We start from the raw sequence: 26,219 nt of genomic DNA, 5'->3' as shown, positions 1-26,219 counted from the left end.
ACCCGAATGGGGTCGCCTAGCAGAAGTGGTAAAGCAAATTCTGTAAATAGAGCAGCTTACCAAGAAGCTATAAATTACACTGGAAGCAATGTGAGCAATGTCGTGTCAAAAAGAATTCGTGCAAGTTCTCGGAAAAATGTTTCATCACTTCTCAACTTTCAGTTAATCAACTTCTGTTAATAAGTCATTCAACGTCCTTGTGAACTCTTCCTCATTCCCTAAGACAGGTTTAATAATAATGATTCTCATTTCGTAGTCAACAGTTAAATGAGAAAAAATCTCATTTATTTTCACATCGCTTTAATGAAATGAACTCGAGATTCACGAAGGTTGATTTTTTCTTCAAATTTTTCAATGATATAGCCATTTCTCAATAACAATCGAAGCATAGCAGGAAACTGATTTCGAGATTTCACTTTTAACGTGTTATAGCCTTGCTCAGCCGCCCAATCTTCTTGTGCTTCTAAAAGCAATTGTGCCACGCCTTCATTTCGAGCCTCAGGAACGACACCACCCAACCAGCTATAGAAAACACCATCCTCTAATTCGTAACCTATTTTGAAGCCGACAATCGTGCCATTTTTTTCTGCAACGAGGATTAAACTGTTTTTCTCTTCTAAACGTTGAGTCATGGAGTCTACCGTTTCTCCTTTCGAAAATTCGGTAACACGTGCCACAACTTGAAGTGCTTCTTCCAATGTGCCTTCACGAATCAGCATTGTCATTGTTCTCTTCTCCAAAATAAAAATACCCAAGCACCTTGGATTGTTACTGTTGTAATCCGCCTGAGGTTACTTGGGTATATACAGACGAACAACTCTTGTTGGTCTGGTGTTTCTCACTGAGCGATAATTACTCTTCAGTCGCTTCCGGAGTACGATTTAGGTGTTGAGCAGTTTGTGCATTCTCTTCTGCCAACCACTCAGCCACGTCTTTCGCAAAGTACGTTAAGATGCCGTCAGCACCTGCACGTTTGAAGCACAGTAGTGATTCCATCACAATTTCGCGCTCTTTGAGCCAGCCATTCATGATCGCCGCTTTATGCATCGCGTACTCGCCAGACACCTGATAAGCAAACGTCGGTACCTGAAGTTCGGTTTTAACTCGGCGAACTACATCTAAGTATGGCATACCAGGTTTAACCATCACCATGTCCGCACCTTCATTGATGTCTAGCGCCACTTCATGGATCGCTTCGTCAATGTTTGCTGGGTCCATTTGGTAGTTTTTCTTGTTGCCGCCTTTTAGATTTGAAGAAGAGCCAACCGCATCACGGAATGGTCCGTAGTAGTTCGACGCGTACTTAGCCGAGTAAGCCATGATTTGTGTATGAATGTAGCCCGCATTTTCTAATGCTTCGCGGATCTTACCAATACGGCCATCCATCATGTCTGAAGGCGCGACGACGTCAGCACCCGCTTCAGCGTGAGACAAAGCCTGCTTAACCAGTACTTCCGTGGTTTCATCATTCATTACGTAACCATCTTCATCGATGATGCCGTCTTGGCCGTGCGTCGTGAATGGGTCAAGTGCCACATCTGTGATCACACCGATTTGAGGAATATGTTCTTTAAGCGCACGTACTGCTCGCTGAACCAAACCTTCTGGGTTGTAGGCTTCAGTAGCACATAAGCTTTTAGCGTCTTGGTTTACGACAGGGAAAAGCGCGATTGCTGGAACGCCTAGATTTGCAAGGTATTGCGCTTCTTCTAGCATTAAATCAATCGACAAACGCTCTACACCCGGCATGGACTCAACGCTCTCACGACGATCTTTACCCATTAGGATGAACATTGGATAAATCAGATCATTAACAGAAAGTTGGTTCTCAGCCATCAAACGACGACTAAAATCGTGCTTACGTAAACGACGCATACGGCGTGCAGGGAATGGACCTTGAATTGATACAGACACCATTTTCTCCTTGTCTGGACGGTTATGATGATCAAATCATCTGGTGAACAAAATCATATCACTCTTGATGCATGTTGCGAGTGACAATCTGGAAAAAGGTAATGAAAAAAACTGAAAATGACCCAGCACTCACACTCAAGTATACTTCGAATACGAAACCAACCATGAAGCACAGAGAGTAACGATGATCGATACCCACGCGCACATCTATGCCAGCGAATTTGATAACGACCGCGATGAAGTAGTACAACGCGCCTTAGCGCAAGGCATTAATAAGATCCTGTTGCCAAACATCGATCTGGACTCTATTGAGCCCATGCTACAAACCGAAGCGACATATCCTGACGTGTGCCACTCAATGATGGGACTCCACCCTTGCTATGTGGATAACAACGTTGAGCAAACGTTGGAAGTCATCCGCGGCTGGTTTGAGAAACACAAGTTTATTGCGGTGGGCGAAATTGGTATCGACCTGTATTGGGACAAAACCTATCGCGCCGAGCAAGAGATGGCGTTCGTAGCTCAACTTAACTGGGCAAAAGAGATGGATTTACCAGTCGTTATCCACACTCGTGATTCGATTGAAGAAACACTCACTTTGCTAAGACAAGAGCAAAATGGTCGTCTGCGTGGTGTATTCCACTGTTTTGGAGGCAGCTTAGAAGAAGCGCAAGCAATCAATGAGCTAGGCTTCCACTTAGGCTTGGGTGGCGTATCGACCTTTAAGAATGGCGGGATGGATAAAGTCATTCCACATTTGGATATGCAGTGGGTCATTTTAGAAACCGATTGTCCATACTTAGCGCCTGTACCGCACCGTGGTAAGCGTAATGAACCAGCCTACACTTCTCTCGTTGCACAACGTGTTGCCGACTTGCGTGATGTCGATGTCGCAACTATCGATGCAATAACGACTGAAAATGCCAAAAAGCTGTTTAATATTTAATTCACGAAAATTGAAAAAAGCGACGAAATCAACGTCGCTTTTTTATTACCTAAACTATTGAATGAATGATTCAACCTATTGAAATAATAGAACAACCCACACAAAGTTATTGATAAACATAATAATTAACTAGCAACTCTACTTACCTCTCATATCGCCACTTTACTTCGTCTGTTTTGCAAAACTGTCGACAATTAGACATATTCTTTTTCTATACTGCTTTATGCCCATTAATTAGCACAAATGTAAAACAGCATGAATATGGAAGTTGAAGTGTGTACACATGGTGCTTACTTACAACGCGTACCGCGCAGTTTTTTTCAAAAGCTGCTGGGCATCAAGGAAGTATACGTATGCACAAAGTGTGGTTACGTCATGAAAGTTAAGTAGTTAGCCCAAGAAACAAACCAACCGCAAAAAAAAAAAGCGGCTCAATTGAGCCGCTTTTCACATCTAGATTAGCCTTATTCTTCGGTTTCCGCTTCTACCTCTTCGCTTCGACGCGTATAAAAACGCGCAAAGAATAAACCGACTTCAAACAGTAAACACATCGGAATAGCGAGTAAGGTTTGCGAGATCATGTCTGGTGGCGTTAACACCATACCTACGACAAACGCCGCCACAATGATATAAGGCCGTTTCTGTCTTAGATCTTCTGGAGTGGTGGCACCAGTCCAACACAACAAAATGATCGCAACAGGCACCTCAAACGCAATGCCAAACGCCATAAATAGTGCTAGGACAAAATCGAGATAGCTAGAAATGTCGGTCGCAAACTCTACACCACCCAATGAGATAGCAGTAAAGAAGCCAAACACTAGTGGAAACACCACAAAATACGCAAATGCCACACCGCAATAAAACAGCAGTGAGCTGGAAAACAGCAACGGCATAATCAAACGACGCTCATGTTTGTATAAGCCAGGAGCAACAAAGGCCCAAACTTGATACAAAATAAACGGCACCGCAATAAATACCGAAGCGATTAACGTCAACTTCAGTGGCGTGAAAAAGGGTGAAGCCACATCCGTAGCAATCATGGTCGCGCCTTCAGGTAGACGCTCTACTAAAGGTGCGGAAACAAACTCGTAAATGTGGTTAGAGAAATAAATTAGTCCGACAAACACCACCAACACTGCCAAAATTGAGCGCAGTAGTCGGTTGCGAAGCTCCAACAAATGACTAATTAAAGGTTGTGTCTGCTCGACGGTAGACATGGCAAACCTCTTATTAAAAACCAGATCAAAAAGGAGCTACCAATCACAAGTAGCTCCTCCTAATGAGACTATTCGGCTTTCTTATCTGCCGCTGTAACCTTGCTCTCTTCCGCTTTCTCTACCTTTTCTGCTGCTGGCTCTGTTTTTACAGGCTCAGCCTCTGAATCAGTGTTCTTTGCGTAAGGACGATTTACAGATTGCGCTGCCTTCTTCAATTCTTCGACTGAAGATTTCAACTCAGGGGACAAATCATCCATCCCCATTTGCTCTGCTTTGCGCAAGTTTTCTTGCAGCTCTTGGACTTTCAGCTCGTGTGACAATTCGTCTTTGACGCTATTTGCCATACTCTTAGCGGCACCGATAAAGCGAGACACGCTGCGAATAGCATGAGGCAAACGCTCCGGCCCAAGAACGACCAGACCAACAACAGATATTAATACCAGTTCCCAAAAACCGATATCAAACACGTTTTACGCCTGCTCTTTGTCTTTTTTCGTTTCAGGAGCAGCTTCTTTTTTCTGCTGCTCTTCTAGACTTTTTGGTTCGAAGTCTGCGTCTTTGTCATTTTTCGCAGGTTCATCTTCGCTCATCGCTTTTTTGAAGCCCTTAACGGCACCACCCAGATCGCCACCGATACCGCGTAGTTTCTTAGTTCCGAATAGCAATACAACAATTACAGCAATGATTAGAAGTTGCCAAACACTGATACCACCCATTCTCTTTACCTCGGGTCTTTAAATAAACAAAAATATTTCAAGAGTTTAACGTCTATTGACGATAAGCTCGCCAACTAAGCAGCCAAAATGTGACACCTGCGATACCGCTGGCCAACGAAAGCTGCTCAAAAGCATTGTTCACCAATATTGCCGAGCATACGACTAAAGTGGCGCCAACGCCAAATAAAAACTTTCCTGTCGCCTGCTGGCGCTTGCTCTGACGATACCCTTGGTAAAGATGATCCATGCGTTGGTTCATCGCTTTACCTTGTTTCAGGCTATCGTAAAGCAGCTCTGGCAGTTCCGGTAACTTCTCCGCCCAAAATGGTGCGCGATCTTTAATCGCATTCACCAAAGCTTGCGGCCCAACTTGATTCATCATCCATTCTTCAAGGAATGGTTTTGCGGTCTCCCACAAATCAAGCTGAGGGTACAGCTGCCTACCAAGACCTTCCACGTACAGCAGCGTTTTTTGCAGCAATACAAGCTGTGGCTGAACCTCCATATTGAATCGACGTGCCGTGTTGAACAAATTCAACAGCACATGACCAAAGGAGATTTCGCACAGTGGCTTAGCAAAAATAGGCTCACACACAATACGAATCGCGAACTCAAACTCATCGACATTGGTATCGGCAGGCACCCATCCTGAATCCACATGTAACTCCGCCACTCGGCGGTAGTCTCGATTGAAAAACGCCAGGAAGTTTTCCGCCAGATAACGCTTATCTTCACTATTAAGTGTACCAACGATTCCGCAATCTAGCCCGATCCACATTGGGTTCTCTGGATGTTCGGGTTTGACGAACACGTTCCCCGGATGCATATCGGCATGGAAGAAGCTGTCTCGGAACACCTGAGTGAAGAACACACTCACGCCGCGCTCCGCGAGCAATTTCATATTGGTGCCATTTGCTTTCAAGCCATCAATATCAGAGACTTGAATGCCATATATTCGCTCAGAAACCATGACAGTTTCATTACTGAAGTCAGGAAAAACTTCAGGAACATACAATTCTTCGCTGCCTTCAAAGTTGCGGCGCAACTGAATGGCATTCGCCGCTTCACGTCGTAAGTCGAGTTCATCAAGCAATGTTTTCTCGTACTCACGTACAACTTCAACCGGTTTCAAACGACGTGCTTCAGGCATCGCTCCGGCGACTATACGCGCCATTCGGTGCATCAGTTTTAGATCTGAATCAATGACCGGGCGAATATCTGGGCGGATAACCTTTAATACCACTTCTTGGTTAGAGTCTTTTAAACGCGCAGTATGCACCTGAGCAATCGACGCAGACGCCAGTGGTTTGATATCAAACTCGGTAAACCAGTTTTCTAACGGGCCACCTAATGCCTGCTCCATCTGCTTTTTTGCTAGCTCACCATCAAATGGAGCCACTTGGTCTTGAAGCAAAGCCAGGGGATCAGCAATGTGCGGAGGAAATAAGTCACGGCGCGTTGACATCATCTGACCGAACTTAATCCAAACTGGCCCCAGCTCTTGCAACGCTAAACGCAGACGCTCACCGAGTGGTTTTTCTGGATGCTTGTTCTTAATCCAGAACAGGCTTTTGCGCAGTAATAACGGAGCTTTGGTCAGTTGGTGATCGGGAAGCAGCTCATCTAAGCCGTATTCCAGTTGTACTTTGGCGATGTGGTATAAGCGCTTTAGTTCTGCTGGCGTCATGGTTTCTCCAATGCAGGCTTATCTGCATCCAGCTTATTCAGCAAAGCAGTCAAGCGTGCTTCAACGCGAGAAGCTTGGCTGCGAACCTCATCAACCTGGTCGCAAAAATACGCCACTTCTAGAGGAGCAGGTGCCAACTTCCACTCTTCAGTTACTACTTGCGCAAGATGACGCTGGTGTTTCTCTGCTTGAGATGCGAGGAAGTTGCCTATGTTTTTTGAACCTTGCACAAAGGTATGTGCAGCGACATCGCCAGTTACGCGAGACAACCACTCTTCAACATCTGGCTTGCAATCCACCATCAACTGAGAGAATTTCTGCGCCAATTGAATATCGCCTTCAAGCTCAAGTTTATCTTGTTTAATAAGGCGAGTGATGTTGGCCTGGTCACGCAGCTCTGGCAACACGCTCAAGTTGAGCGATAAGTAGCAGTTTGGCTGTCCTTCGTAATGACCGAGCACATCAATTTGCTGACTAAAAACGAACGTCAGTGTTTTATTGATCTCTTTCAGGTGAACTTGAATAACTTGACCTTTTAGACGCGCTAAACGGCGGCCCAATTCAGGGTCGTCTTTGATCAGAGTATTCAGTGACGTTTCAATCACAGCGGTGATAAGTGGTTCAAATGGCATGCCGTTAACCCTTAGAATTTATAACCGCGATGCAAAGCCACAATACCACCAGTTAAGTTGTAGTATTTGGTGTTTTCAAAACCTGCGTCTTGCATCATGCCTTCCAGCGTTTCTTGGTCTGGATGCATACGGATTGACTCCGCTAGGTAGCGGTAACTCTCTGAGTCATTCGCAACTAGCTCACCGATTCTCGGCAACAAGTGGAATGAATATGCGTCGTATACTTTCGATAACGGCTCTAGCACTGGTTTTGAAAATTCCAACACCAATAGACGGCCGCCTGGCTTCAGTACGCGGAACATTGAACGAAGCGCTTTGTCTTTGTCAGTCACATTACGCAAACAAAAACTGATGGTGATGGCATCAAAATAATCATCAGGGAACGGCAGTTCTTCTGCGTTGGCTTGAACGTAATGCACGTTACCCACAATACCGTTGTCACGCAGTTTATCGCGACCAACGTTAAGCATTGAATTATTGATATCAGCAAGGATGACATGGCCTTCATCGCCAACAATGCGCGAGAATTTCGCCGTTAAATCACCCGTACCACCACCTAGGTCAAGAATACGTTGGCCAGGGCGAGCGCCACTACAATCGATAGTGAAGCGCTTCCAAAGGCGGTGAATACCACCAGACATCAGGTCATTCATGATGTCGTATTTTGTTGCCACGGAGTGGAATACTTCGGCAACCTTAGTCACTTTTTCGTCTTTTGCCACTGTAGAGAAACCAAAGTGGGTGGTTTCATTCTCTAACGCTGTATTGGATTGCAAACTTGTGTCCGTCATTCTAATTCCTCTTAGGCAGCGCTTTCTCTCTGCGGGGCGTTTGCTGACAAATAAAATCGCCCACTGCACTGCGGGCGATTAGTTTACTTTATCCTCAGCCGGATGTCTTTCTACTAACGGGTCATTTTCTGAAAATGAATCACTCTGCGCTAACTGTGCGAGGTCAGAAGAAATTGGTCGTTTGATTTCAACCCCAAGGTGCTTAAAGCTTTCGGCTTGACGAATCACATTCCCGCGCCCTGTGGCAAGCTTGTTCATTGCGCCTTGATAGCTTTGATTCGCCTTATCCAGCGCACCGCCGAGCCCTTCCATGTCGTCCACAAACAATCGTAATTTGTCGTAGAGTTTTGTCGCGCGCTGCGCAATCATTTTGGCGTTTTCATTCTGGCGTTCATTGCGCCATAGATTATCAATGGTGCGCAGTGCCACCAGCAACGTTGTTGGGCTCACCAAAATGATGTTTTGCTCCATCGCGTCTTTGATCAAACTTGGATCGGCTTGAATCGCGACTTGGAAAGCAGGCTCAACCGGAATAAACATCAGCACATAGTCCAAACTCTGAATACCTTTGAGTTTGTGGTAGTCCTTCATGCTTAAACCCTTAATGTGAGCACGCAGTGCGGCTAAGTGCGCACTCAAAGCCTGGTCTCGCTCGGCATCAGTTTCGGCGTTGAAATAGCGCTCATAGGCGACCAGCGCCATTTTGGAATCCACAACCACTTGTTTGTTTTGTGGGAGATGAACAATCACATCAGGTTGGTAGCGCTTGCCTGCTTCATTTTGCAAATTCACCTGAGTCTGATATTCGTGCCCTTCACGTAAGCCAGACTCGGCAAGCACCCTAGCGAGCACCACTTCTCCCCAGTTACCTTGCTGCTTGTTGTCCCCTTTCAACGCTTGGGTCAAGTTAACCGCTTCGCGCGTCATTTGCTCATTCAAACGTTGCAGGTTTTTGAGCTCATGCACTAAGGTATGGCGCTCTTTAGCTTCTTGGCTAAAGCTGTCATTAACGTGCTTTTTGAATCCTTCTAGCTGCTCTCGGAGCGGTGACAACAAACCTTCCAAACTCTGACGGTTTTGCAAGTCGACCTTCGCAGTTTTTTCTTCAAACAGTTGGTTGGCCAAGTGCTCAAATTGCTGTTTCAGGCGCGCTTCCGCTTGCTCTAGAATTTGCAGTTTTTCGGCATTGGCTTGGTTGATTTGCTCATGACGTGCTTGCTGCTCACGCAGTTGCGTTTCTAGACGTGATTTATGCTCACGCATCTGACCAAGCTCATCAAAGTATTGCTGGCGCTCTTGCTTTACGGCCTCGAAGTAACGCAGTTTTTCCATTGCGGCCATCAGCTTTCCGTGTGTTTGGCGTACTTCAAACGCGGCTTTATCGCGCTCATCATCTAATTCATCCAACTCTTGCTGGGCATCGGCAAGGCTTTGTTTAACCTGTTCAAGCTGCTGTTGGTGAAGCTGCTTTTCTGAAACAAGTTGTTGTTCGAGAAGCTGAGTTTGGGTGATAAAACGCTGTTTCACCCACCAACCGACGGCGACACCACTAAGCGTGGCAGCGCAAAGAGAAGAGAGAATGAGAGATTGGTACTCAAGAATCCATTGCATAATAGCGAGTTAGCCTGTGTTTTGTATCTATAACAATGGTATTTAGACACTGGATAAATGTCCAGTTTGTTGGATGAAAAATCCTCGCATACACTAGGCCTTCCTATAATATTCTTTCTTCCGCTCAAATGAACCAGACCGAGCGGCACATCATCACGCAGAGGCATCATGAACGAGCGTCGCGCCCTAGGATTTGGGCTCTCAGCAGTATTACTTTGGTCTACCGTTGCAACCGCATTTAAACTCACGTTGGCAGAATTTACGCCAATCCAAATGCTGTGCATTGCCAGTATCGTCTCTGCGATTGCGCTGACGATAATCTGTGGTGTGCAAGGCAAGTTGGGCCAATTAAGTGCCACCTTCCTCTCAAACCCTTGGTATTACCTACTGCTTGGGTTGATTAACCCCTTGGCGTATTACGTCATTCTCTTTAAAGCGTATGACTTGCTTCCTGCATCTCAAGCCCAAGCAATTAACTACAGCTGGGCCATTACCTTGACGCTAATGGCTGCTGTTTTCTTAGGGCAGAAGATCCGAGCTAAGGATTGGCTCGCTTGCGGTTTTAGCTATGTAGGCGTGATTGTGATTGCCACACAGGGCAATGTTCTCGGCATGCAATTCGAGAGCCCGCTGGGCGTGGGGTTGGCGCTGCTATCGACACTGTTGTGGGCTGGTTACTGGATTTTAAACACCAAAAATAAGGCCGACCCTGTGGTTGGTGTATTACTTGGTTTTTTGGTCGCTATTCCATTTGCCATTGGTTTAAGTATTTATGAAGGTGCGAGCTGGCAGGCAATCTCAATTAAAGGTTGGGCAGCGGTGACGTATGTCGGGCTATTTGAAATGGGGATCACTTTCGTCCTATGGCTAAGCGCCCTCAAATCGACGCAAAACACAGCCCGCATCAGTAATCTGATCTTTGCTTCGCCATTCATCTCACTGATGCTGTTGGCAACCATCATTGGTGAAGAAATTCATCCATCAACCTTGATTGGTTTAATACTGATCATCAGTGGATTAGTGGTCCAACAAGTATCGTGGGGTAAAAAAAACAAAGCCATGAGCACATCTCAATGATGAACAAAAAACCTCAATAAACGATGCAATGAGTTGGATAAAAAAGAGATATAGCTAACAGTTTAATGATAGAAAGCGCCTTACGCTGCTGGGAATTACCTAAGCGTTGGATACGATACCAACACGGCCCAATAGCTTAAGCTAGATTCTAATACCACTATCTTTGGGCGCTTCAGGACACGTTATTAATTATGTTTCGCTTCGCTATTCCTTCGCCTTTGATGGCAGACTGGCAACAGGCTCTGCAACAATGCTGTGATGCTACTCAAGCTCAGGGACAACTTTATACTCTGAGCGATACCCAGCAGTGGCTATCAACTGAGGTGTCCACCTCGGCTCAAAATCATCGCGCTATCGTCGAAGTGGTAGTGCAAGTTGCCGATCAATTTAAACCGACAGACTTGACGATAAGCCACACATCCTTTGGACAGCAAACCTTGAGCATAGGTCCAATTTGGCTACCAAATGGCGATCTGTTTGCCGTATTAGCGCTAACTCACCCTGACGATCAAATCACGGTAGTGTCTGCTTGGCTGAGTGCATTAGTGGGGCGAATGAGCTTTGATGTCAGCTCACACTACCAGCAAGAACGAACACGCCATCAAACTGCAGCGACCACACCATTACCGACGCTGCAAGAGTTTATCGACTGTCTTGAAGACCATATTTGGATAAAAGGCATGGATGGTCTTTATTCGATGACCAATCGAAGCGTAGAAAATGCGTGGCAAAAGACCAACAGTGAGATCATCGGCAAAGATGATTTCGCACTATTTAGCCACGAGCGAGCAGAGAAGTTCATTGAGGCCGATAACTTGGTCGTGGCGACAGGCACGCTGAACATCGTCGAAGAATGCCGCCAAATTGATGAAAACAATAACCCAACTTGGCTAGAAACCATTAAGTCTCCTGTTCGTGATAATGACGGAAACTTAATTGGTATTCTGGGCATGACGCGCAACATCACACGCCGGAAAATGGTCGAAACGCAACTCTCATTGGCGTCCAAAATTTTTAATAATTCACAAGAAGGCATGGTCATTACTGATCGCAATGCCAACATCATTGATGTAAACACAGCCTTTACCCAAATCACCGGCTATCGCTCTGAAGAGGTGATTGGAAAGAACCCCAGAATTCTGCGCTCAGGTCATCATGACCAAGGCTTCTATAAACAGTTGTGGCATCAGCTCGAAACCAAAGGTCAATGGAAAGGCGAGTTCATCAACCGAAAGAAAGATGGCAGCATTTACCCGCAGTTAGCGACCATTAGTGCCGTAATGGACGATAAAAATCATCTCATTAACTACATCTGTGTATTTGAAGATATTTCCGTGCGTAAAGCGCACGAAGAAAAACTGCAGCGCATGGCCTTTTATGATCCGTTAACGAATCTGCCTAATCGCACCCATTTACTTAGCTTGCTTGAGCAACACATTGAAACCGGGCACAAGAACCAACAGACGTTTGCCACCCTATTTCTAGATATCGACCATTTCAAACACATCAACGATAGCATGGGTCACTTTTGTGGTGATCAGTTGCTGTCTAAGTTGGCTATCCGTCTGCAAGATATTCTTCACTTAAATGCGCATGTGGCTCGCATTGGCGGCGATGAGTTCGTGATCATTTTGCCGGACGTCCACAGTGATGTGGCTTTGCTGGAAACTGTCGGCGATATTCTCAGCGTTTTCCAACAACCGTTCGACTTGGCAAATCACGACTCATTGCGCGTCTCGACCAGTATTGGCATAGCCTTATATCCAAGAGACGGCCAAGACAGCGAAACCTTACTCAAAAACGCAGATACGGCGATGTACTTAGCGAAGAAAAATGGGCGCAACGGCTACGCATTTTACTCACCAGATTTAACCGATAAATCGGTATCCCATGTGCGCATTCAATCTGCTTTGCATCAAGCGATAGAAAAGCAGCAACTTCGATTAGAGTTCCAGCCACAATATAACTTGGAGCAACATGCGATTGTTGGCGTTGAAACCTTATTACGCTGGCAGCACCCCGAATTTGGCCTTGTACCACCAGCCGACTTTATTCCAATTGCAGAAAAAACGGGGCTTATCCAAAGCATTGGCGAGTGGGTCTTGCTACACGCTTGTCAGCAAGGAAATGCTTGGCTGAAACAAGGCGTTGAGTTTGGCAGAATTGCGGTTAATGTGTCGGCATTACAGCTTCAGCAATCGAATTTCATTCAGAGATTGAGCGATATCCTCAATCAAACCGGTTTTCCTGCTCAACGGCTGGATTTGGAGATAACCGAGAGCTTTTTACTGATCGACCCTCAACAAGCCATTGCGTCGTTAAATCAACTAAGAGGGTTAGGCATCGAGATTTCTCTGGATGATTTCGGCACAGGCTATTCGTCTTTGTCTTATTTGAAAGGTTTACCCATCAATAAGCTGAAAATTGATCGTTCGTTTGTCAGTGATGTACCCAGCAACAGCGATAGCAATGCGATTGTGAATGCGATTATCGCCATGGGCAAAACACTGTCATTGAAAGTGGTAGCGGAAGGAATAGAAACTCAGGAGCAAGCCGATTACTTGTTCGAAAAAGGCTGTGTTTACGGTCAAGGGTATCTTTTTAGCCGACCTGTAAGTGCGGAAAAACTTTTTCGTTGAGCCAGCTTGTAGCCCAAGTCATTCTCGTGGAGCCATATCCTCGGGGATGGTTTGTCTTGGTTGACTTTGAGTTGATTGACACAACTCTAGACGCTCAACCAAAATATTAATGCAGACCAATAGCGGTACACCGATTAAGAGCCCCATACCGCCCCAAAGCCAACCCCAGAACACGAGCCAAACGAAGATCACTAACGGATTTAAGTTGAATCTTTTCCCTAATAACGTTGGCGTGACAAACTGACTTTCAATCAAGTTGATCAACAAATAGATAGACACCACAGTGAGCATAAAACTGACCGACTCCAACTGCAGATAAGCCACAAAACCGAAACTCACCATGGAGATGACTGGGCCGAGATACGGCGCAAAATTCATCACGCCAGCAAACGCACCCCACAAGAACGGATCCTCAAGGCCTAAAACAAAAAACACCGCCCCAACACTCAACCCAAGTCCCGCATTCACTAACGTGATAGTGCCAATGTATCGAGATAGGTCTTTCTGTAGTGCTTTGACCAGTTCAATCGCTTGGCGCTGCTTGGCAAACCCATGCAAGTACGATACTGACTTTCGAAATAAGCTGCGTCCGTGATTGAGCATAAAATAAACCATAAACAGCACGATCATCGCTTGTGTCAAAATGGTCGGCGTCGTGGTCGCGAGTGTCTTCACCAAAGAAAATACGGTATTGTTCCCGACTTCATCCATACCCATATCGCTGGCAATATTCAGCGGCGTATTAAGGTGATCCGCCGAGGCTTGAGTCACTTCACTCACTTCTTGCGACACATTTTTCACGATACTGGGCAGTTCAGACCACCACTGCTTAGCAGGCTCCGACATGGCAGCAAGGCCAATAATTGAAGCACCAACCAAGAATGACAGAGTCACCACGACGGTAATCGCGCGCGGTAAACCTTTGTCTTCAAGATAGTTAATGAAAGGACTGCATAACAGCGAAATAAAGGTACTAAGCACAATAGGTAACAAGATTGGCTTAGCAAAATACAGCCCAGGAACGAGCAATAAGACAAGAAGGGTTGCACCAATCGCGGTGTTGGCAGGGATGTTCAATTTCGCTGTCATAAAAAGGCTCAAGGTCGGTAGGAATCATTATCGGCGAAAGCCGTTATTGGGGATGCTCGACTTCTGTTTCTGTCGCGGTCTCTTCTGTCGAAGCAGTATTGCTTGCTTGTGGTTCAGCATTTTGACCTTGTTCTACGCCCGACTGGTTAGAAGACGCTGCCATAACTGGCTTGGCAAGCGAATCCGTTAGTTCGGAGACACTACTCGCCAATAGCCCCATGGAAGAGATAGAGGAAGTCAGTCGAGACAATCGACCCGCTTTGGCAGCGGTAACAGCAACGACAGCACTAATACCTAGCGTCGTCCAAGGATTTTCTTTCACAAACTTCTTAGCGGTAAACGTGAACATTTCCATCGACAAGCAGCATTGCTCTAAAGATGCCTTACCTTCCATCCGCTTGATTCGCATGGCTCGATTGAGCTTTTGTAGCGAGCGCATCCCACCCCTCCTGCAACTGTTCTGTCGTATTTTTGAATCCAAGGAAACCAACTAAACGCTTCTGCCACCAAGCTAAAGACAATAATGCCAAACCTAAAGACGCAATAAATACGCCCACGGCAACATACACGTTAGCGGTCAGCTGATAAGCCACCACACCAGAGGCAAGGCACAAACTGAACACGAACAATACCGACAATAAGGTAAAAACAATGGTGCACAGCAAAATCTGTCGCGCTGCGGACGCATTAATTTTCACCTCCAAGAGGAACAAATCTAACGTTGAACCCGACCACGCTTTCAGCGATTGAGTCAATTGGTCCAGTTGTGAAAGAATACTGCTCAAACCATTGATGGTTTGTTGGATACCCTGCTCTTCTGCCCCACTTGGGGCTCGACCGCTGTCTGCTGCGGCCGAGCCCGGTTGCTGGTTGGTGACTTGTCCGGAGTTATTCATTGGAACCCTCGCCTTCTGTTATGTGGCTTAATCCGTTGGACCGTGATTATTTGATCAGCTTCGAAACCGCCCAACCCGCAAGGAAGGCACAACCAATGCTCAGCAATGGACGCTCCTTGATAACGTTCTCTGCCGACTTGGTCGCCTGCTGAACGTGTTCCGCGCCCACATCAAATTTCTCTTTAGCTTGGTCTTTCATTGCGCCGACGGCTTCCGTCGTGGCTTGCTCCGCTAAGTGATATGCTTCTTCTAACTGCTCTTGAGGTTTTACTGTGCTTTCTTTTGTTGTAGCCATAACTAGCCTCCGTTGATGAGTTGAGTAGTAAATCAAGTGAAACAACTTTTGAACTCACTTACTCACTACAAAGCCATATTCGTGCCAAAACTATAAGTGCATGTTTTTAATTGGTTTTTGTTTTATTTCACGACAAATGCTTATCTGTACGTGTAATTCTTTCCAGACTTCCCCAGCATTCTTGTAATTTTTTCTTAGCGCCTTGTCTGCAACCCTCCAATTCTTGCGCAATAAACTCATAACCAATTGATTAATAGAAAAATAACATTCCTTGGCATACAACCTGCAACTAAAGATGAAACACCTGTGTTTGTTCCCCATACGTACAAACACTCCCATCACCAACCAAATCAGGAGTGAGATATGAAAAATGAAAATATCGCCTCAATCATTGAGCTTATCGAGAGCGGAAATGACATTTACAACAAGGCCATTGAGAACATTGACAACACTTCTTTGAATAATGTGTTGGTAGAACTGCTTAGAGTACGTGAGCGAGCGGTGCTTGAGCTTACTCCCTACACATTGGCAAATAACCAGGAAGACTCTGCCGACGACACTCCGGTTTCCTACACCATTAAAGCGCGTGAGGTGTACAGCGATGTGATGAAGGAGGTGTCTTCTGACAAAGAGTCCATGTATTTGGAACAGCTCGAAGGTGTTGAAAGCAAGGTGCTCAAAGAGATCGAAAACCTAATTACTAGCCACCCAGAGCAAGCGGATAATTCGGTTCTACTGAAAGTTCGCAGTGATATCAAAAGCTGTAAAGAAAAGCTCAGCAGCATCAGCCTTATCAGCTGATCCTTAGTGGTCGCCTTTGCAATCAAGCGCTGGCAGAGAAAATGGCCAACTCGTTTTGGCCATTTCTGATAAGACCACTGGCACCTCAATACAACCAAAACTAGAAAACACTAAACCGAGTAATCAACACGGTAGTCATAAATAAAGAGGTCAGTATGACATTGGATAATAATCGAGTAAGGGAGCTACTCGTAAAAATGACACACCATCGCCAAACGTGTTTGCCTCTCGTTAATCCGCAATCGCATATGACACTCGCAAGAGCGGCGTATCGATTCGTTAAAATAGAAAAAGTGATGATCAAAAAGATGGCGAAGTTGTTCTTCGACCAAGATGGTGAACAATTCATTGCAGAAAATGCCACCGAATACGGCGTTGCCGAATTAGGTAATTACAAAGAAATGCATTTCATGAACAAGTTGTTGTTAGATGATTTAAAAGCGCTACTCAGAGCCATTGACGACTCTAACTTAACGGCGCTTGTTTCTTACTGGTTAGCTGCTTTACAAGTCGAAAACGATGAAATTGAAAAGCACTTACCCCAGGGTGAGTAGTCATACTCACCCCCTTCTTCCTTTCACTTCGAGAACGACAAATAGACGCTCTCTCAGATACAAAAAATGCCGATATAAAAAAGCCGCTGCACCTACGCAGCGACCTTATTGGTTCCCTCAAAACTATGACTAAACCGGTAAACAAAGGCGCGCTATAAAGCACTAGGCAAATCGCGCATTATCCACTGCTTATCTGTTTTAAAGCTAAGCCGATTTACTTCTCCCGCTTGGGACAAATACATTCAACGATTTTGGACGAAGCTTGATCGCTAATTGCTCATCAGAATAAAGCTCACCATCAATCACATACTCAATCGGTTTGTTCGCAGAAATAGTGACATTCTGAGCCGTCGCGTATTGAAAATGAGTCGATTCCTCCTGCGCACCTACGCTGGTTAATGTCAGATCAGACAATGCGATGAGGCGTCCGCCTAAAGATTCGGTGTTATCTAAATACGTGATATGCAGCTTGCCATCGTCAGGCTGCGGAGCACCACCACCTTGCGCGAGCAACGTACTAAAAGGAGCGATGTTCGCAACGACAAAGCTATGAACTTCTAGCGTTTGTGATCCATTTTCGCGGTTTCCATCTTCAAATGGCGCATCCATCGCAACAGTCAACGTCTGCGTCTCTTCCGCCACCACCGCATTAAAAAAGCCCGTTAAGTAGGCCAATTGTCCAAAGGTGTTTTTCTCTTCTCGCTGCGCATGCTCGATCATTTTCTGCTCTAGGCCAATACCTAGGACTAACAATATAAGCCTCTGATTACACTCAGCCGTATCAATACGTTGGCAGTGACCTGCTAGCAATGCTTCACACGCTTTTTCGACTGGTGAGAATTTTGCGCCAACTCCATAGAGCACATGACATAACGCATTGGCGGTTCCGAGCGGAACAATACCGAGTTTGATATCGGTACCTACCAGCTGGCTCGCCACTTCCGTCACTGTGCCATCGCCACCCGCTACGATAATTTGCTTAGCACCACTTTCTTTTGCCTGCAGCGTGAGCTGCTCAGCGCTGAGATTTGTGGTGGTTTGATGAATACTCAAGCGATATTTTTTGGTTAGTTCACGAATCAAGTGCTGTTCGTTTTCCTCCCATTTTCCGCCACCTGCAACAGGGTTAACCACCATCCAAGTGGACTGATCCAGACACAGTACGCCTTTTTCACTTATCGCTCGTAACGTTTTGATCTGCAATTTATTCAATCTCGCGGTACTGCGCACGTCATTGATTTTTTTCATCACAGATTCAACCGTCAGCGACGGATCTTTGCTCAGTAGATACGCCGCAACAACAAACACCGATCGACCACGCCCTAACGCACAATGCACAACCACAGCTCGCGAGCACGAGATTTGCGTATCAATCCAGTTAATCGCATGGCGAAGGCGCTCTAGCGTTGGGGCTTTGTGGTCGAGTACCGGAATCGAAAGGTAATGAAACTGCTTGTCGGTCATCGCACTTTCAAGCCCAGCAAACTCTGCGGTGACATCGACAATACAAGAGATGTCATTGGATTCGAGAAAATCTAAGTCACTCTGAAATAGCCGACGGGAGAGGTATAAATTATCGCTGACTTTTTGGATTGGAGGCACAGTATCGCGCCGTCTTTCCCAGGCATTATACGCTCTAGCGCCCAGCAAAAAGGGGATGAATGCCCAGCGGATCCACCTGACAATCTTACCGTCTTGGTTTTTTCTAAAAATGGAGGGAATGTCGAAAACGTAGGCTACGCTGACTAATGCTAAAGAAAGAGATACCCACAAGAACAACAGGCTAACCATGATTTGGGGAATATAAATAGCGGCCAATAAACTGATCAGAGCGCCAAGAATATAATATTTGATGATAAACATTCGCTCTCCTTGCCTTCAGCGAGTGCGCTTTTTAGTGAAAGTGAGAATAAGCTGGTTCTAGTTTAGGCTAACTAGCTTGGTAAACGCTTTGATTGGGCCCCTTCCCGTGCCGAAATGGCACGAAAAGGACCAATACTCCACCTAACTAGCCATTTCTTCGACGTAGCTATCCGCTAGTTTCATTTTCTGCTGATCGGTCATCACCTTACCGGCCAATTGGAAAAAACGATGCTCTTCTTCTTCGAGGTGGTGCAATACTTTGTGACGCAAAGTTTTCATGAGGTTGAGCCATCCTGGCGAGCTCATGTCGGTTGCATCAAGCTGTGCAATCACTTTATCAATCTCGTGGTGCTCTGCGATGCCATGACGAGTAAGATCGATGGTTTTATCACTCTCGATTAAAGGCGCGTAGAAAAAGCGCTCTTCTGCGGCGGCGTGCTGTTCGAGTTCATCCTTAAGATTGTGATAAAACTCTTCGCGTGCAGGGGAATCTCCAGACGTTTCCATCAGAGCATCGAGTAAAAGGCGTTGCTTTTCATGACTCTCTTTTAGTACATCAAATATGTTTTTCATCTTTGACTCCTCATCTGATTGTAAACACTTGGGATAAAAGGAAGGGCGGTGATTGACCGCCCTTCTCTTACATTGCTGTGAACAAAAAGCTGACCTGACTCGACTAACAATCTTGGTCTTCTGCGTTCAAGTTCTCTTTAATATTTTCACACTCATCTTCAATCGCATTTTGAGTTTCTTCGGCGGCTTCATCTATCTTCTTGCCTGCCTGTTCCATTGGCCCTTCTTCACTACAAGCAGCCAGTGCGAACACCAAACCAAATACTGCGGCGATACGGTAAATTAATGACGTAAGTCGCATGAAATCTCCTATCTATTTACGTTTTTTCTTCCTAGCAGAACAATCACTATTGATACAATTAATGACAATAGGAATAGGTAAAATATCACTTGCGCGATAGAGGCCGCCGCCCCTGCAATACCAGTAAAACCTAGTAGTGCAGAAACCAGTGCCAAAGCCAGAAAAATAAACATCCAACGAACCATAGTGTTACCTCCTAATAAAATTGGGTTAGGTCACTCGGCTCGTTATTATTGAACCACTTCTAGCTTATCAATCACCTTATTTACATCATTGGTATTATTTGCAATTGAAAGTGCAAGATCATGCTCCGCATCTGAATTAACCTTACCTGCCAACGTTACCGTTTTACGTTCCGTCGTTACATCAATGTCCGTACCACTTACATTGGTATCCATCAGTAGGCGCGTTTTAACTATAGTCGTGATTTTAGAGTCGGTCAGTGTGGCTAATGCCTCTGAATCGGTTTCTTTCTTACCTTCATTCACCACTGACAATTCGTTGTTTACTTTTTTCACACCATCAAGACCTGTTACAAGCTCTTCGGCAAGCGATTTTTCAAGGTCATTGTTTACCGAACCAGAAAGGGTAACTACCTGATTTTCAACATCGGTGTTGATATCAAAAGAGTTAAGGTTACTGTTTAGCAGCAGCGTAGTTTCGGCTTTACCATCTAGCCAAGCGTCCATGGATTCTTTTTCCCATTTATCACTCGCTAAGACTGCTGTAGATGAAGTAGCAAGAACTGACGTAAGTACAATTTTAGCTGCGATGTTATTCATGGTAATTCTCCTTTATTGACGTTGTATTTCCATAGGAGCAAACCATGTGCCAAGTTTGTAACTTATTATTTTTAAAGGAATAATAAAAACAAGAGGTAAAAATAAGACGAACAAAAAAATATAAGCATGAATTATTTACACAGAAGAAATGTAATTTTTAATCGTTAATAATTTCGCAATCAATTACATAATACGCCAACAAAAGATGAGACATTATTTCTTCGACTTCACTTAATCGCAGAATTATTATTTAAAGCGTGAGACACCCGAATAAAGAAGCAATATTTATCAGAATTATTACTGATATATACCAAGAGAGGATCAACGACATTAAAATAGCCTACAGCCCCTTAAATCTATGCTGACAATATTTTGTCTTGTGCACTTAGAATAATCCACGTACATTGTTTCTGTCATAGTAAAGAGGACATTTCTATGTCGTTGCCAAGCCTGTTTCTACGAATACAAGACCCGACACTTAAAGATGCTATTGCCTCTTGCCAGGAACTGAACAAATTTCGTCTGCATAATACCGATGCCGCAGATAGTTGGATTGAAGATTTCCTACAACTCAAGCCGGAAGTTGCGATTGTTGAAGTCGCCCACTTTACTAGCGCAGATTACCAGCGCCTTTCTAATATCGAAGACATCTACGATATGGACTTGATCATAATTAGCTCTGGTGCTCCAAACGAAAATTTGGATAAGCTAATGAACTTAGGTGCAATTTTTCACTACAGAAAACCCGTCGATATTGCCATTTTGACGGACACCCTAAGCGAAGTCAGCCAGTACTATCAGCAAAAACAAGATCAAGGACGTAAAGTGTCCACTAGCGATCTCGACCAATTTGGCCTTTTGGTGGGGTCCTCATCGCCAATGCATCAGCTCTATCGCATGATCCGACGCGTCGCAAAAACAGAAGCCAACGTCCTCATTGTCGGTGAAAGCGGCTCGGGTAAAGAGTTAGTCGCACAGACCATTCATTTAGCTAGCGATCGCAAGCAACAACCCTTTATCGCGATTAACTGTGGTGCGATTAGCCCAGAATTGGTCGATAGTGAACTGTTTGGCCATGAAAAAGGCGCCTTTACCGGAGCGAATAAAACTCACCAAGGTGTATTTAAACAGGCAGAAGGCGGCACGCTGTTTTTAGATGAAATCACCGAGATGCCTATCGAGCATCAAGTGAAGCTATTGCGTGTTTTGGAAACCGGAGAGTATCGCCCAGTGGGCAGTAATACGGTGCATATCGCCAACACTCGCATCATTGCCGCCACCAACCGTGATCCTAAAGTCGCCATTGAAGAGCAGTTCCTGCGTGAAGATCTGTTTTTCCGCTTATCGCACTTTCCATTAACGATACCGCCGCTGCGAGAGCGAGGCGGTGACATCGTCGGTCTGGCTAAGCACTTTATCGCGCACCGCAACGCAAATGAGGCTAAAACCAAAACCATTCTTGATTCTGCCATCCAAAAAATCGCCGTGCACGATTGGCCAGGTAATGTCCGTGAGCTCAAACACACGATCGAGCGTGCATTTATTTTGGCTGATGACACCATCCGAGATGAACACCTGATATTCGATACGCCACCATTGGAAACAGGCACCAGCATCGAAGACCTTGTTCCAGCGGGCGTTTCGCTAGAAGAGCTAGAAAAAGCCGCTATTCTCAATACCCTTGAAGAGAATCAAGGCAATAAAACGGAATCAGCGCAGGAGTTAGGCATTAGCGTTAAAACGCTCTACAACAAACTCGAAAAGTATCAAGACGAGTAACTAGCTGTGGAACTACAAAAAAGAGCACGGAATACGATTCAGTGCTCTTTTTTTATCTTATCTTTTATGCGGATGTGTAGCGTTTGATTACACCCACTGACCCGCGACAAAGCCGCTCGACCAGCACCACTGAAAATTGTAGCCCCCTAACCAGCCAGTCACGTCCATGACTTCACCAATGAAGTACAGCCCTTTGATGTCTTTGCATTCCATGGTTTTCGAAGATAAGTGATCGGTATCCACACCGCCTAGTGTCACTTCCGCGGTTCGGTAGCCTTCAGTGCCATTAGGGGCGATATCCCAATGTTCTAAGCGCGCCACAATCGCCGCAAGCTCCTTTTGATTGAACTGCTTTAGCGGTTTATCGACCAGTTCTTTACGTTCAATCAAGACTTCAACCAAGCGCTTTGGTAGCACTTTAGCGAGCGTATTTTTGAGCGACTGATTCGGGTGCTTTTCACGGCTGCGTTCTAATAACTCGGCAACATCATCATTTGGCACCAGATTAATCGACACCTTTTGCCCCGCTCGCCAGAATGATGAAATCTGTAAAACGGCTGGGCCAGATAAGCCACGATGTGTGAACAACAGGGCTTCTTTGAACATGGTGCCATCTTCAGCTGTAATTTCCGCAGGTACCGCGATACCAGATAACTCAGCAAAGTCTTCTTTGTCTTCTTTATGCAACGTAAATGGCACCAGCCCTGCCGTAGTTGGGATAACTCGAAGACCAAATTGTTCCGCGACTTTATAGCCAAATGGTGTCGCCCCCAGTTTTGGCATCGACAAGCCACCTGTTGCGATAACTAAAGACTCACACTCAACAATCTCAGTGCCAGCATGCAAACGAAAGCCTTCATCGATTTTCTCAATTGAGTGAACATCGCATTGGTAACGCTGCTCGATATTCGGCATATCACATTCAGCCAGCAGCATCTTCACGATGTCTTTCGCCGTAAACGCATCGACACAAAACAGCTGACCGTGATCGCGCTCTTCAAATTCAATACCATGCTTACACACCATCGAGATAAAATCCCAGTTGGTGTATTGAGAAAGCGCCGACTTAACGAAATGCGGGTTTTGGCATAGGTAGTTGCTGGCTGAGACGTCGTAATTAGTGAAGTTACAACGGCCACCGCCTGAGATAAGGATTTTACGTCCTGGCTTTTTAGCATGATCGAGCACCAAAACACGGCGGCCTCGCTTGCCGGCTTCTGCAGCACACATCAAACCCGCTGCACCTGCGCCAATTACAACAACATCAAATTTCTTACTCATCGGTAGCTCTTAGACTGATTGGTATCGAATCGAAATAAAAAAGGATGTGCACATTGCACATCCTTGCTTTCTAGGCGCGACATTCTACCGACAAATCTCGAAGGGGAAAAGCGCTTAAACGGTAAGCGCTATGCATGCCCGTACAATCCTAGGAGATTAACTCACTAGATTATTGATTCTTTAAAGAATGAAGGCCGCGAGTAGGGTAACACCGAGCAAAGCGGTCGATAAAACAAATAGCTCACGCACCCTTTCGCACTTACCAGTAAAAATTTCATCGTGGTGATGGTGATATTCTTTACTTTTGATGTAGTGGAACAAACGCACCTGTTTGGTGACATTTCCATGGGTGGTAAAAAAGCCATTGCCATCAACTTGCTGATATAACAACGGATGCGCTTCACGCATGATGTAAATTAGAGAACGAAGAGCGGTGAGATACCGGATCATGTTGACTCCAGTTACCACCATTAGCGCAAATAAGATTGTGTCTCCACTGATCATCTTTTCCTCCCTACATCTTCAACAATGCTCAAGAGAAAAAGACGATCAATGCTTCGTCTTTACCCGCTACTTATAGCGTCAAAAAACGCGTTTACGCAGCTGGAGCATCCATGATTGAAGATGAACCTTCTTTCGCCATTTGTGCTAGATCTTTGTCGATGAAGAACAATGCTTTACCATCTTCACCTACCAATTCGATCTTATCTAAAATCCCTTTAAACAACTTCTCTTCTTCGTGCTGTTCAGACACGTACCACTGTAGGAAGTTAAACGTTGAGTAGTCTTGGCTAGTAAATGCAACATGTGCCAATTTATTGATTTTTTCCGTGATCATTTGCTCATGTTCGAAGGTCTCGCGGAAAACATCACCTAAGCTAGCAAAATCATGCTTTGGTGCATCAATAGCGCCCAAAATTGGCATTGAGCCAGTTTCACTTACGTAGGTGAATAGGCGTTGCATGTGCTCCATTTCTTCTACGGCGTGAGCGCGTAAAAATTCAGCCGCACCTTCAAAACCTTTGTCTTCACACCAAGCACTCATTTGTAAGTATAGATTGGATGAGAAAAATTCTAGGTTAATTTGCTCATTCAATTGTTCGACCATAGTTTGAGACAGCATGTTAACTCCTATTAATGTGCATGCAATATACCCAAGTAACCTCGAGATAAACGACGCCGCGAGATTGACTTGCTCTACATCAGAGGCAAGGTTTTACTTGAACTATAGTCAGTAACGGAGCGCTGAACTCCGCATCTCAAAGTCACTTGGGTATAACGCCACTATAACATGATTACTGAGACAAGACTTTGTACCTACGACACTGATATGAGATCACTTCAGCAAATTTTTTTGGGGGTTAGTGCTAATCTAAAACTATGACCTTACAAGGAGATAGCAATATGAGTTACAAACACATACTTGTGGCAGTCGACCTGTCAGACGACAGTAAAGTGTTGATTAAAAAAGCCGTATCACTGGCTAAACCTCTGGATGCGAAAGTCTCTTTTATTCACATCGACGTGAACTACGCAGAGCTCTACACCGGGCTTATCGACATCAATATGGCAGAAGCGCAACATCAAGCGATGGAAGCGTCGCGCACACAATTGGCGAATTTCGCAGAATATGCGCAATACCCAATAGCCCATACGTTGGTCGGTAGTGGCGATTTGAGTAATGAGCTGTGCGATACCATTCAAGATTACAGTATCGACTTGGTGGTTTGTGGTCATCACCAAGATTTCTGGAGCAAGATTCTGTCTTCGACTCGACAACTGATTAACTGCTCTCCAGTCGATATGCTGGTCGTACCGCTAAAAGACTGATTGGCGCGACGTTAAAACTTGGTTAGACTGCGGGCACATTTGTTGTTGATAAAGATTCTCATCCATGGCTTATCTATCCGCAGTTACCCTACTTTGGGCATTCTCATTTAGCCTGATCGGCGTTTACCTCGCTGGTCAGGTTGATTCTTGGTTCTCGGTGTTCATGCGCGTGGCACTGGCGAGTCTGGTTTTCATTCCCTTTTTAAAATTCCGCGGCGTTAGCAAATCCCTAATCGCGAAACTGATGACGGTCGGTGGCTTTCAGCTTGGTCTGATGTACTGCTTCTACTACCAATCTTTTTTGCTCCTTTCCGTGCCAGAAGTATTGCTGTTCACCGTATTCACACCCATTTACGTCACGCTGATCTATGACTTCTTGAAAGGTCGCTTTTCACCTTGGTATTTTGTTACCGCGGCGATTGCTGTATTTGGCGCAGCCTGGATTAAGTTTGCAGGCATTAATGAAGACTTCCTGCTGGGCTTTTTGGTCGTACAAGGAGCAAACCTCTGTTTTGCCATTGGTCAGGTAGGCTACAAATACATCATGGAAAGTGAGCCGGTTGATTTGCCACAACACACCGTGTTTGGTTACTTCTACTTAGGTGCGCTTTGTGTAGCAACCGTGGCTTTCGCTCTGATGGGCAACCTCGACAAACTACCCACCACCGCAACGCAATGGGGCATTCTGACGTACCTTGGTTTAATTGCTTCCGGTTTTGGTTACTTCGCGTGGAACAAAGGCGCAACCATGGTAAACGCAGGAGCACTTGCAGTAATGAACAACGCGTTAGTGCCAGCAGGTTTGATTGTGAACATTGTGATTTGGAACCGCGATGTTGACGTCATGCGACTCGCCATTGGCGGTGCGATCATCATGCTATCGCTATGGATTAACGAAACCTGGGTGAAAAAGCGCGTCGAAATGAGCTACGCCAAGAAGTAAAG

At 45.3% G+C, this 26,219-nt stretch carries 29 protein-coding genes; 8 read left to right on the top strand and 21 right to left on the bottom strand.

From position 1 onward, the window contains the following. Positions 1-290: 290 nt before the first annotated feature. Positions 291-725, bottom strand: a complete 435-nt coding sequence (locus MSG33_RS15980) for a GNAT family N-acetyltransferase (protein WP_012841227.1) — start codon at positions 723-725, stop codon at positions 291-293. Between the two features lie 127 nt (positions 726-852). Beyond that, positions 853-1,914, bottom strand: coding sequence for a porphobilinogen synthase (hemB, locus tag MSG33_RS15975; RefSeq protein ID WP_031777176.1), 1,062 nt, complete (start codon positions 1,912-1,914; stop codon positions 853-855). 184 nt (positions 1,915-2,098) lie between these two features. Between hemB and MSG33_RS15970 the strand changes: the two genes are divergently transcribed. Beyond that, positions 2,099-2,860 carry a TatD family hydrolase gene (locus MSG33_RS15970; protein ID WP_248381436.1) on the top strand — a complete coding sequence of 254 codons (762 nt, stop codon included), beginning with the start codon at positions 2,099-2,101 and terminating at the stop codon, positions 2,858-2,860. Positions 2,861-3,324: 464 nt separating this feature from the next. Here the strand turns inward: MSG33_RS15970 and tatC are convergent, their stop codons facing one another. From tatC to rmuC, 7 genes are all read right to left on the bottom strand, one after another. After that, positions 3,325-4,077, bottom strand: coding sequence for a twin-arginine translocase subunit TatC (gene tatC / locus MSG33_RS15965; protein ID WP_005379234.1), 753 nt, complete (start codon positions 4,075-4,077; stop codon positions 3,325-3,327). 68 nt (positions 4,078-4,145) lie between these two features. Continuing rightward, positions 4,146-4,544, bottom strand: coding sequence for a Sec-independent protein translocase protein TatB (tatB, locus tag MSG33_RS15960; RefSeq protein ID WP_005382959.1), 399 nt, complete (start codon positions 4,542-4,544; stop codon positions 4,146-4,148). A gap of 3 nt (positions 4,545-4,547) precedes the next feature. Further along, complete coding sequence (gene tatA / locus MSG33_RS15955) at positions 4,548-4,793, bottom strand: Sec-independent protein translocase subunit TatA (protein ID WP_005382958.1); 246 nt, start codon at positions 4,791-4,793, stop codon at positions 4,548-4,550. 52 nt (positions 4,794-4,845) lie between these two features. Then, a complete protein-coding gene (gene ubiB / locus MSG33_RS15950; protein ID WP_248381435.1) occupies positions 4,846-6,480 on the bottom strand; it encodes a ubiquinone biosynthesis regulatory protein kinase UbiB in 1,635 nt (544 codons plus the stop codon). After that, positions 6,477-7,112 (bottom strand): SCP2 domain-containing protein, encoded by a 636-nt coding sequence (locus MSG33_RS15945; RefSeq protein WP_114323028.1) that lies wholly within the window; start codon positions 7,110-7,112, stop codon positions 6,477-6,479. The genes ubiB and MSG33_RS15945 overlap by 4 nt, the downstream gene beginning before the upstream one ends. An 11-nt stretch (positions 7,113-7,123) precedes the next feature. Continuing rightward, positions 7,124-7,903 carry a bifunctional demethylmenaquinone methyltransferase/2-methoxy-6-polyprenyl-1,4-benzoquinol methylase UbiE gene (gene ubiE, locus MSG33_RS15940; RefSeq protein WP_005394436.1) on the bottom strand — a complete coding sequence of 260 codons (780 nt, stop codon included), beginning with the start codon at positions 7,901-7,903 and terminating at the stop codon, positions 7,124-7,126. 78 nt (positions 7,904-7,981) lie between these two features. Continuing rightward, positions 7,982-9,514: a DNA recombination protein RmuC gene (gene rmuC / locus MSG33_RS15935; RefSeq protein ID WP_005394435.1), complete on the bottom strand. Its 1,533-nt coding sequence runs from the start codon at positions 9,512-9,514 to the stop codon at positions 7,982-7,984. 168 nt (positions 9,515-9,682) lie between these two features. Between rmuC and MSG33_RS15930 the strand changes: the two genes are divergently transcribed. Together MSG33_RS15930 and MSG33_RS15925 are read left to right on the top strand one after the other, a co-directional pair. Then, on the top strand, positions 9,683-10,591 hold the full coding sequence (locus MSG33_RS15930; protein WP_109168667.1) for a DMT family transporter: 909 nt from the start codon (positions 9,683-9,685) through the stop codon (positions 10,589-10,591). A gap of 191 nt (positions 10,592-10,782) precedes the next feature. After that, entirely contained in the window at positions 10,783-13,230 is a 2,448-nt protein-coding gene (locus MSG33_RS15925) for a bifunctional diguanylate cyclase/phosphodiesterase (RefSeq protein WP_248381434.1), read from the top strand. A gap of 18 nt (positions 13,231-13,248) precedes the next feature. On the opposite strand, the gene MSG33_RS15920 is transcribed toward MSG33_RS15925, so the two are convergent. The 4 genes from MSG33_RS15920 to MSG33_RS15905 are packed head-to-tail and all read right to left on the bottom strand — an operon-like array spanning position 13,249 to position 15,510. After that, the gene (locus MSG33_RS15920; RefSeq protein ID WP_006741768.1) at positions 13,249-14,319 is read right to left on the bottom strand and encodes an AI-2E family transporter; all 1,071 of its coding nucleotides are present in this window, start codon (positions 14,317-14,319) and stop codon (positions 13,249-13,251) included. 43 nt (positions 14,320-14,362) lie between these two features. Then, positions 14,363-14,758 carry a hypothetical protein gene (locus tag MSG33_RS15915; protein WP_240312135.1) on the bottom strand — a complete coding sequence of 132 codons (396 nt, stop codon included), beginning with the start codon at positions 14,756-14,758 and terminating at the stop codon, positions 14,363-14,365. Next, positions 14,703-15,215, bottom strand: a complete 513-nt coding sequence (locus tag MSG33_RS15910; RefSeq protein ID WP_047009376.1) for a hypothetical protein — start codon at positions 15,213-15,215, stop codon at positions 14,703-14,705. The genes MSG33_RS15915 and MSG33_RS15910 overlap by 56 nt, the downstream gene beginning before the upstream one ends. Before the next feature lie 46 nt (positions 15,216-15,261). Then, positions 15,262-15,510: a hypothetical protein gene (locus MSG33_RS15905; protein WP_005394426.1), complete on the bottom strand. Its 249-nt coding sequence runs from the start codon at positions 15,508-15,510 to the stop codon at positions 15,262-15,264. Between the two features lie 363 nt (positions 15,511-15,873). Between MSG33_RS15905 and MSG33_RS15900 the strand changes: the two genes are divergently transcribed. Both MSG33_RS15900 and MSG33_RS15895 read left to right on the top strand, forming a co-directional pair. Continuing rightward, positions 15,874-16,311 (top strand): DUF2383 domain-containing protein, encoded by a 438-nt coding sequence (locus tag MSG33_RS15900; RefSeq protein WP_005394423.1) that lies wholly within the window; start codon positions 15,874-15,876, stop codon positions 16,309-16,311. Positions 16,312-16,466: 155 nt separating this feature from the next. After that, positions 16,467-16,865 carry a hypothetical protein gene (locus MSG33_RS15895; protein ID WP_114323025.1) on the top strand — a complete coding sequence of 133 codons (399 nt, stop codon included), beginning with the start codon at positions 16,467-16,469 and terminating at the stop codon, positions 16,863-16,865. 204 nt (positions 16,866-17,069) lie between these two features. Here the strand turns inward: MSG33_RS15895 and MSG33_RS15890 are convergent, their stop codons facing one another. The 5 genes from MSG33_RS15890 to MSG33_RS15870 form a co-directional block, all read right to left on the bottom strand. After that, complete coding sequence (locus MSG33_RS15890; protein WP_248381433.1) at positions 17,070-18,728, bottom strand: diacylglycerol kinase family protein; 1,659 nt, start codon at positions 18,726-18,728, stop codon at positions 17,070-17,072. A gap of 141 nt (positions 18,729-18,869) precedes the next feature. Then, a complete protein-coding gene (locus tag MSG33_RS15885) occupies positions 18,870-19,301 on the bottom strand; it encodes a hemerythrin domain-containing protein (protein WP_193448006.1) in 432 nt (143 codons plus the stop codon). 103 nt (positions 19,302-19,404) lie between these two features. Beyond that, complete coding sequence (locus MSG33_RS15880; protein ID WP_048624594.1) at positions 19,405-19,602, bottom strand: hypothetical protein; 198 nt, start codon at positions 19,600-19,602, stop codon at positions 19,405-19,407. A gap of 8 nt (positions 19,603-19,610) precedes the next feature. After that, the gene (locus tag MSG33_RS15875; RefSeq protein ID WP_012841233.1) at positions 19,611-19,787 is read right to left on the bottom strand and encodes a DUF1328 family protein; all 177 of its coding nucleotides are present in this window, start codon (positions 19,785-19,787) and stop codon (positions 19,611-19,613) included. A 45-nt stretch (positions 19,788-19,832) separates the two neighbouring features. Then, positions 19,833-20,384: a BON domain-containing protein gene (locus MSG33_RS15870; protein WP_012841234.1), complete on the bottom strand. Its 552-nt coding sequence runs from the start codon at positions 20,382-20,384 to the stop codon at positions 19,833-19,835. Positions 20,385-20,819: 435 nt separating this feature from the next. Here MSG33_RS15870 and MSG33_RS15865 point away from each other — a divergent pair, with 435 nt between their 5' ends. Continuing rightward, positions 20,820-22,163, top strand: a complete 1,344-nt coding sequence (locus MSG33_RS15865) for a sigma-54 dependent transcriptional regulator (protein WP_074191874.1) — start codon at positions 20,820-20,822, stop codon at positions 22,161-22,163. Between the two features lie 87 nt (positions 22,164-22,250). Here the strand turns inward: MSG33_RS15865 and MSG33_RS15860 are convergent, their stop codons facing one another. The 3 genes from MSG33_RS15860 to ftnA all read right to left on the bottom strand — a co-directional run bounded on the left by MSG33_RS15860 (position 22,251) and on the right by ftnA (position 24,567). Beyond that, complete coding sequence (locus tag MSG33_RS15860; RefSeq protein WP_006741765.1) at positions 22,251-23,444, bottom strand: NAD(P)/FAD-dependent oxidoreductase; 1,194 nt, start codon at positions 23,442-23,444, stop codon at positions 22,251-22,253. Positions 23,445-23,624: 180 nt separating this feature from the next. Beyond that, on the bottom strand, positions 23,625-23,948 hold the full coding sequence (gene uspB, locus MSG33_RS15855) for a universal stress protein UspB (RefSeq protein ID WP_005394407.1): 324 nt from the start codon (positions 23,946-23,948) through the stop codon (positions 23,625-23,627). A 91-nt stretch (positions 23,949-24,039) separates the two neighbouring features. Continuing rightward, positions 24,040-24,567, bottom strand: coding sequence for a non-heme ferritin (gene ftnA, locus MSG33_RS15850; RefSeq protein WP_005379167.1), 528 nt, complete (start codon positions 24,565-24,567; stop codon positions 24,040-24,042). A gap of 281 nt (positions 24,568-24,848) precedes the next feature. On the opposite strand from ftnA, the gene uspA reads away from it, so the two are divergent. Continuing rightward, a complete protein-coding gene (gene uspA / locus MSG33_RS15845; RefSeq protein WP_005379165.1) occupies positions 24,849-25,274 on the top strand; it encodes a universal stress protein UspA in 426 nt (141 codons plus the stop codon). Positions 25,275-25,338: 64 nt separating this feature from the next. Then, on the top strand, positions 25,339-26,217 hold the full coding sequence (locus MSG33_RS15840) for a carboxylate/amino acid/amine transporter (protein WP_248381432.1): 879 nt from the start codon (positions 25,339-25,341) through the stop codon (positions 26,215-26,217). Positions 26,218-26,219: the final 2 nt, after the last annotated feature.

The organism is Vibrio sp. 1CM7H, assembly GCF_023161645.1.
Classification (GTDB): domain Bacteria; phylum Pseudomonadota; class Gammaproteobacteria; order Enterobacterales; family Vibrionaceae; genus Vibrio; species Vibrio diabolicus.
Note: the sequence above shows the minus strand (reverse complement) of the source record. Positions and strands in the feature narration are given on the sequence as shown.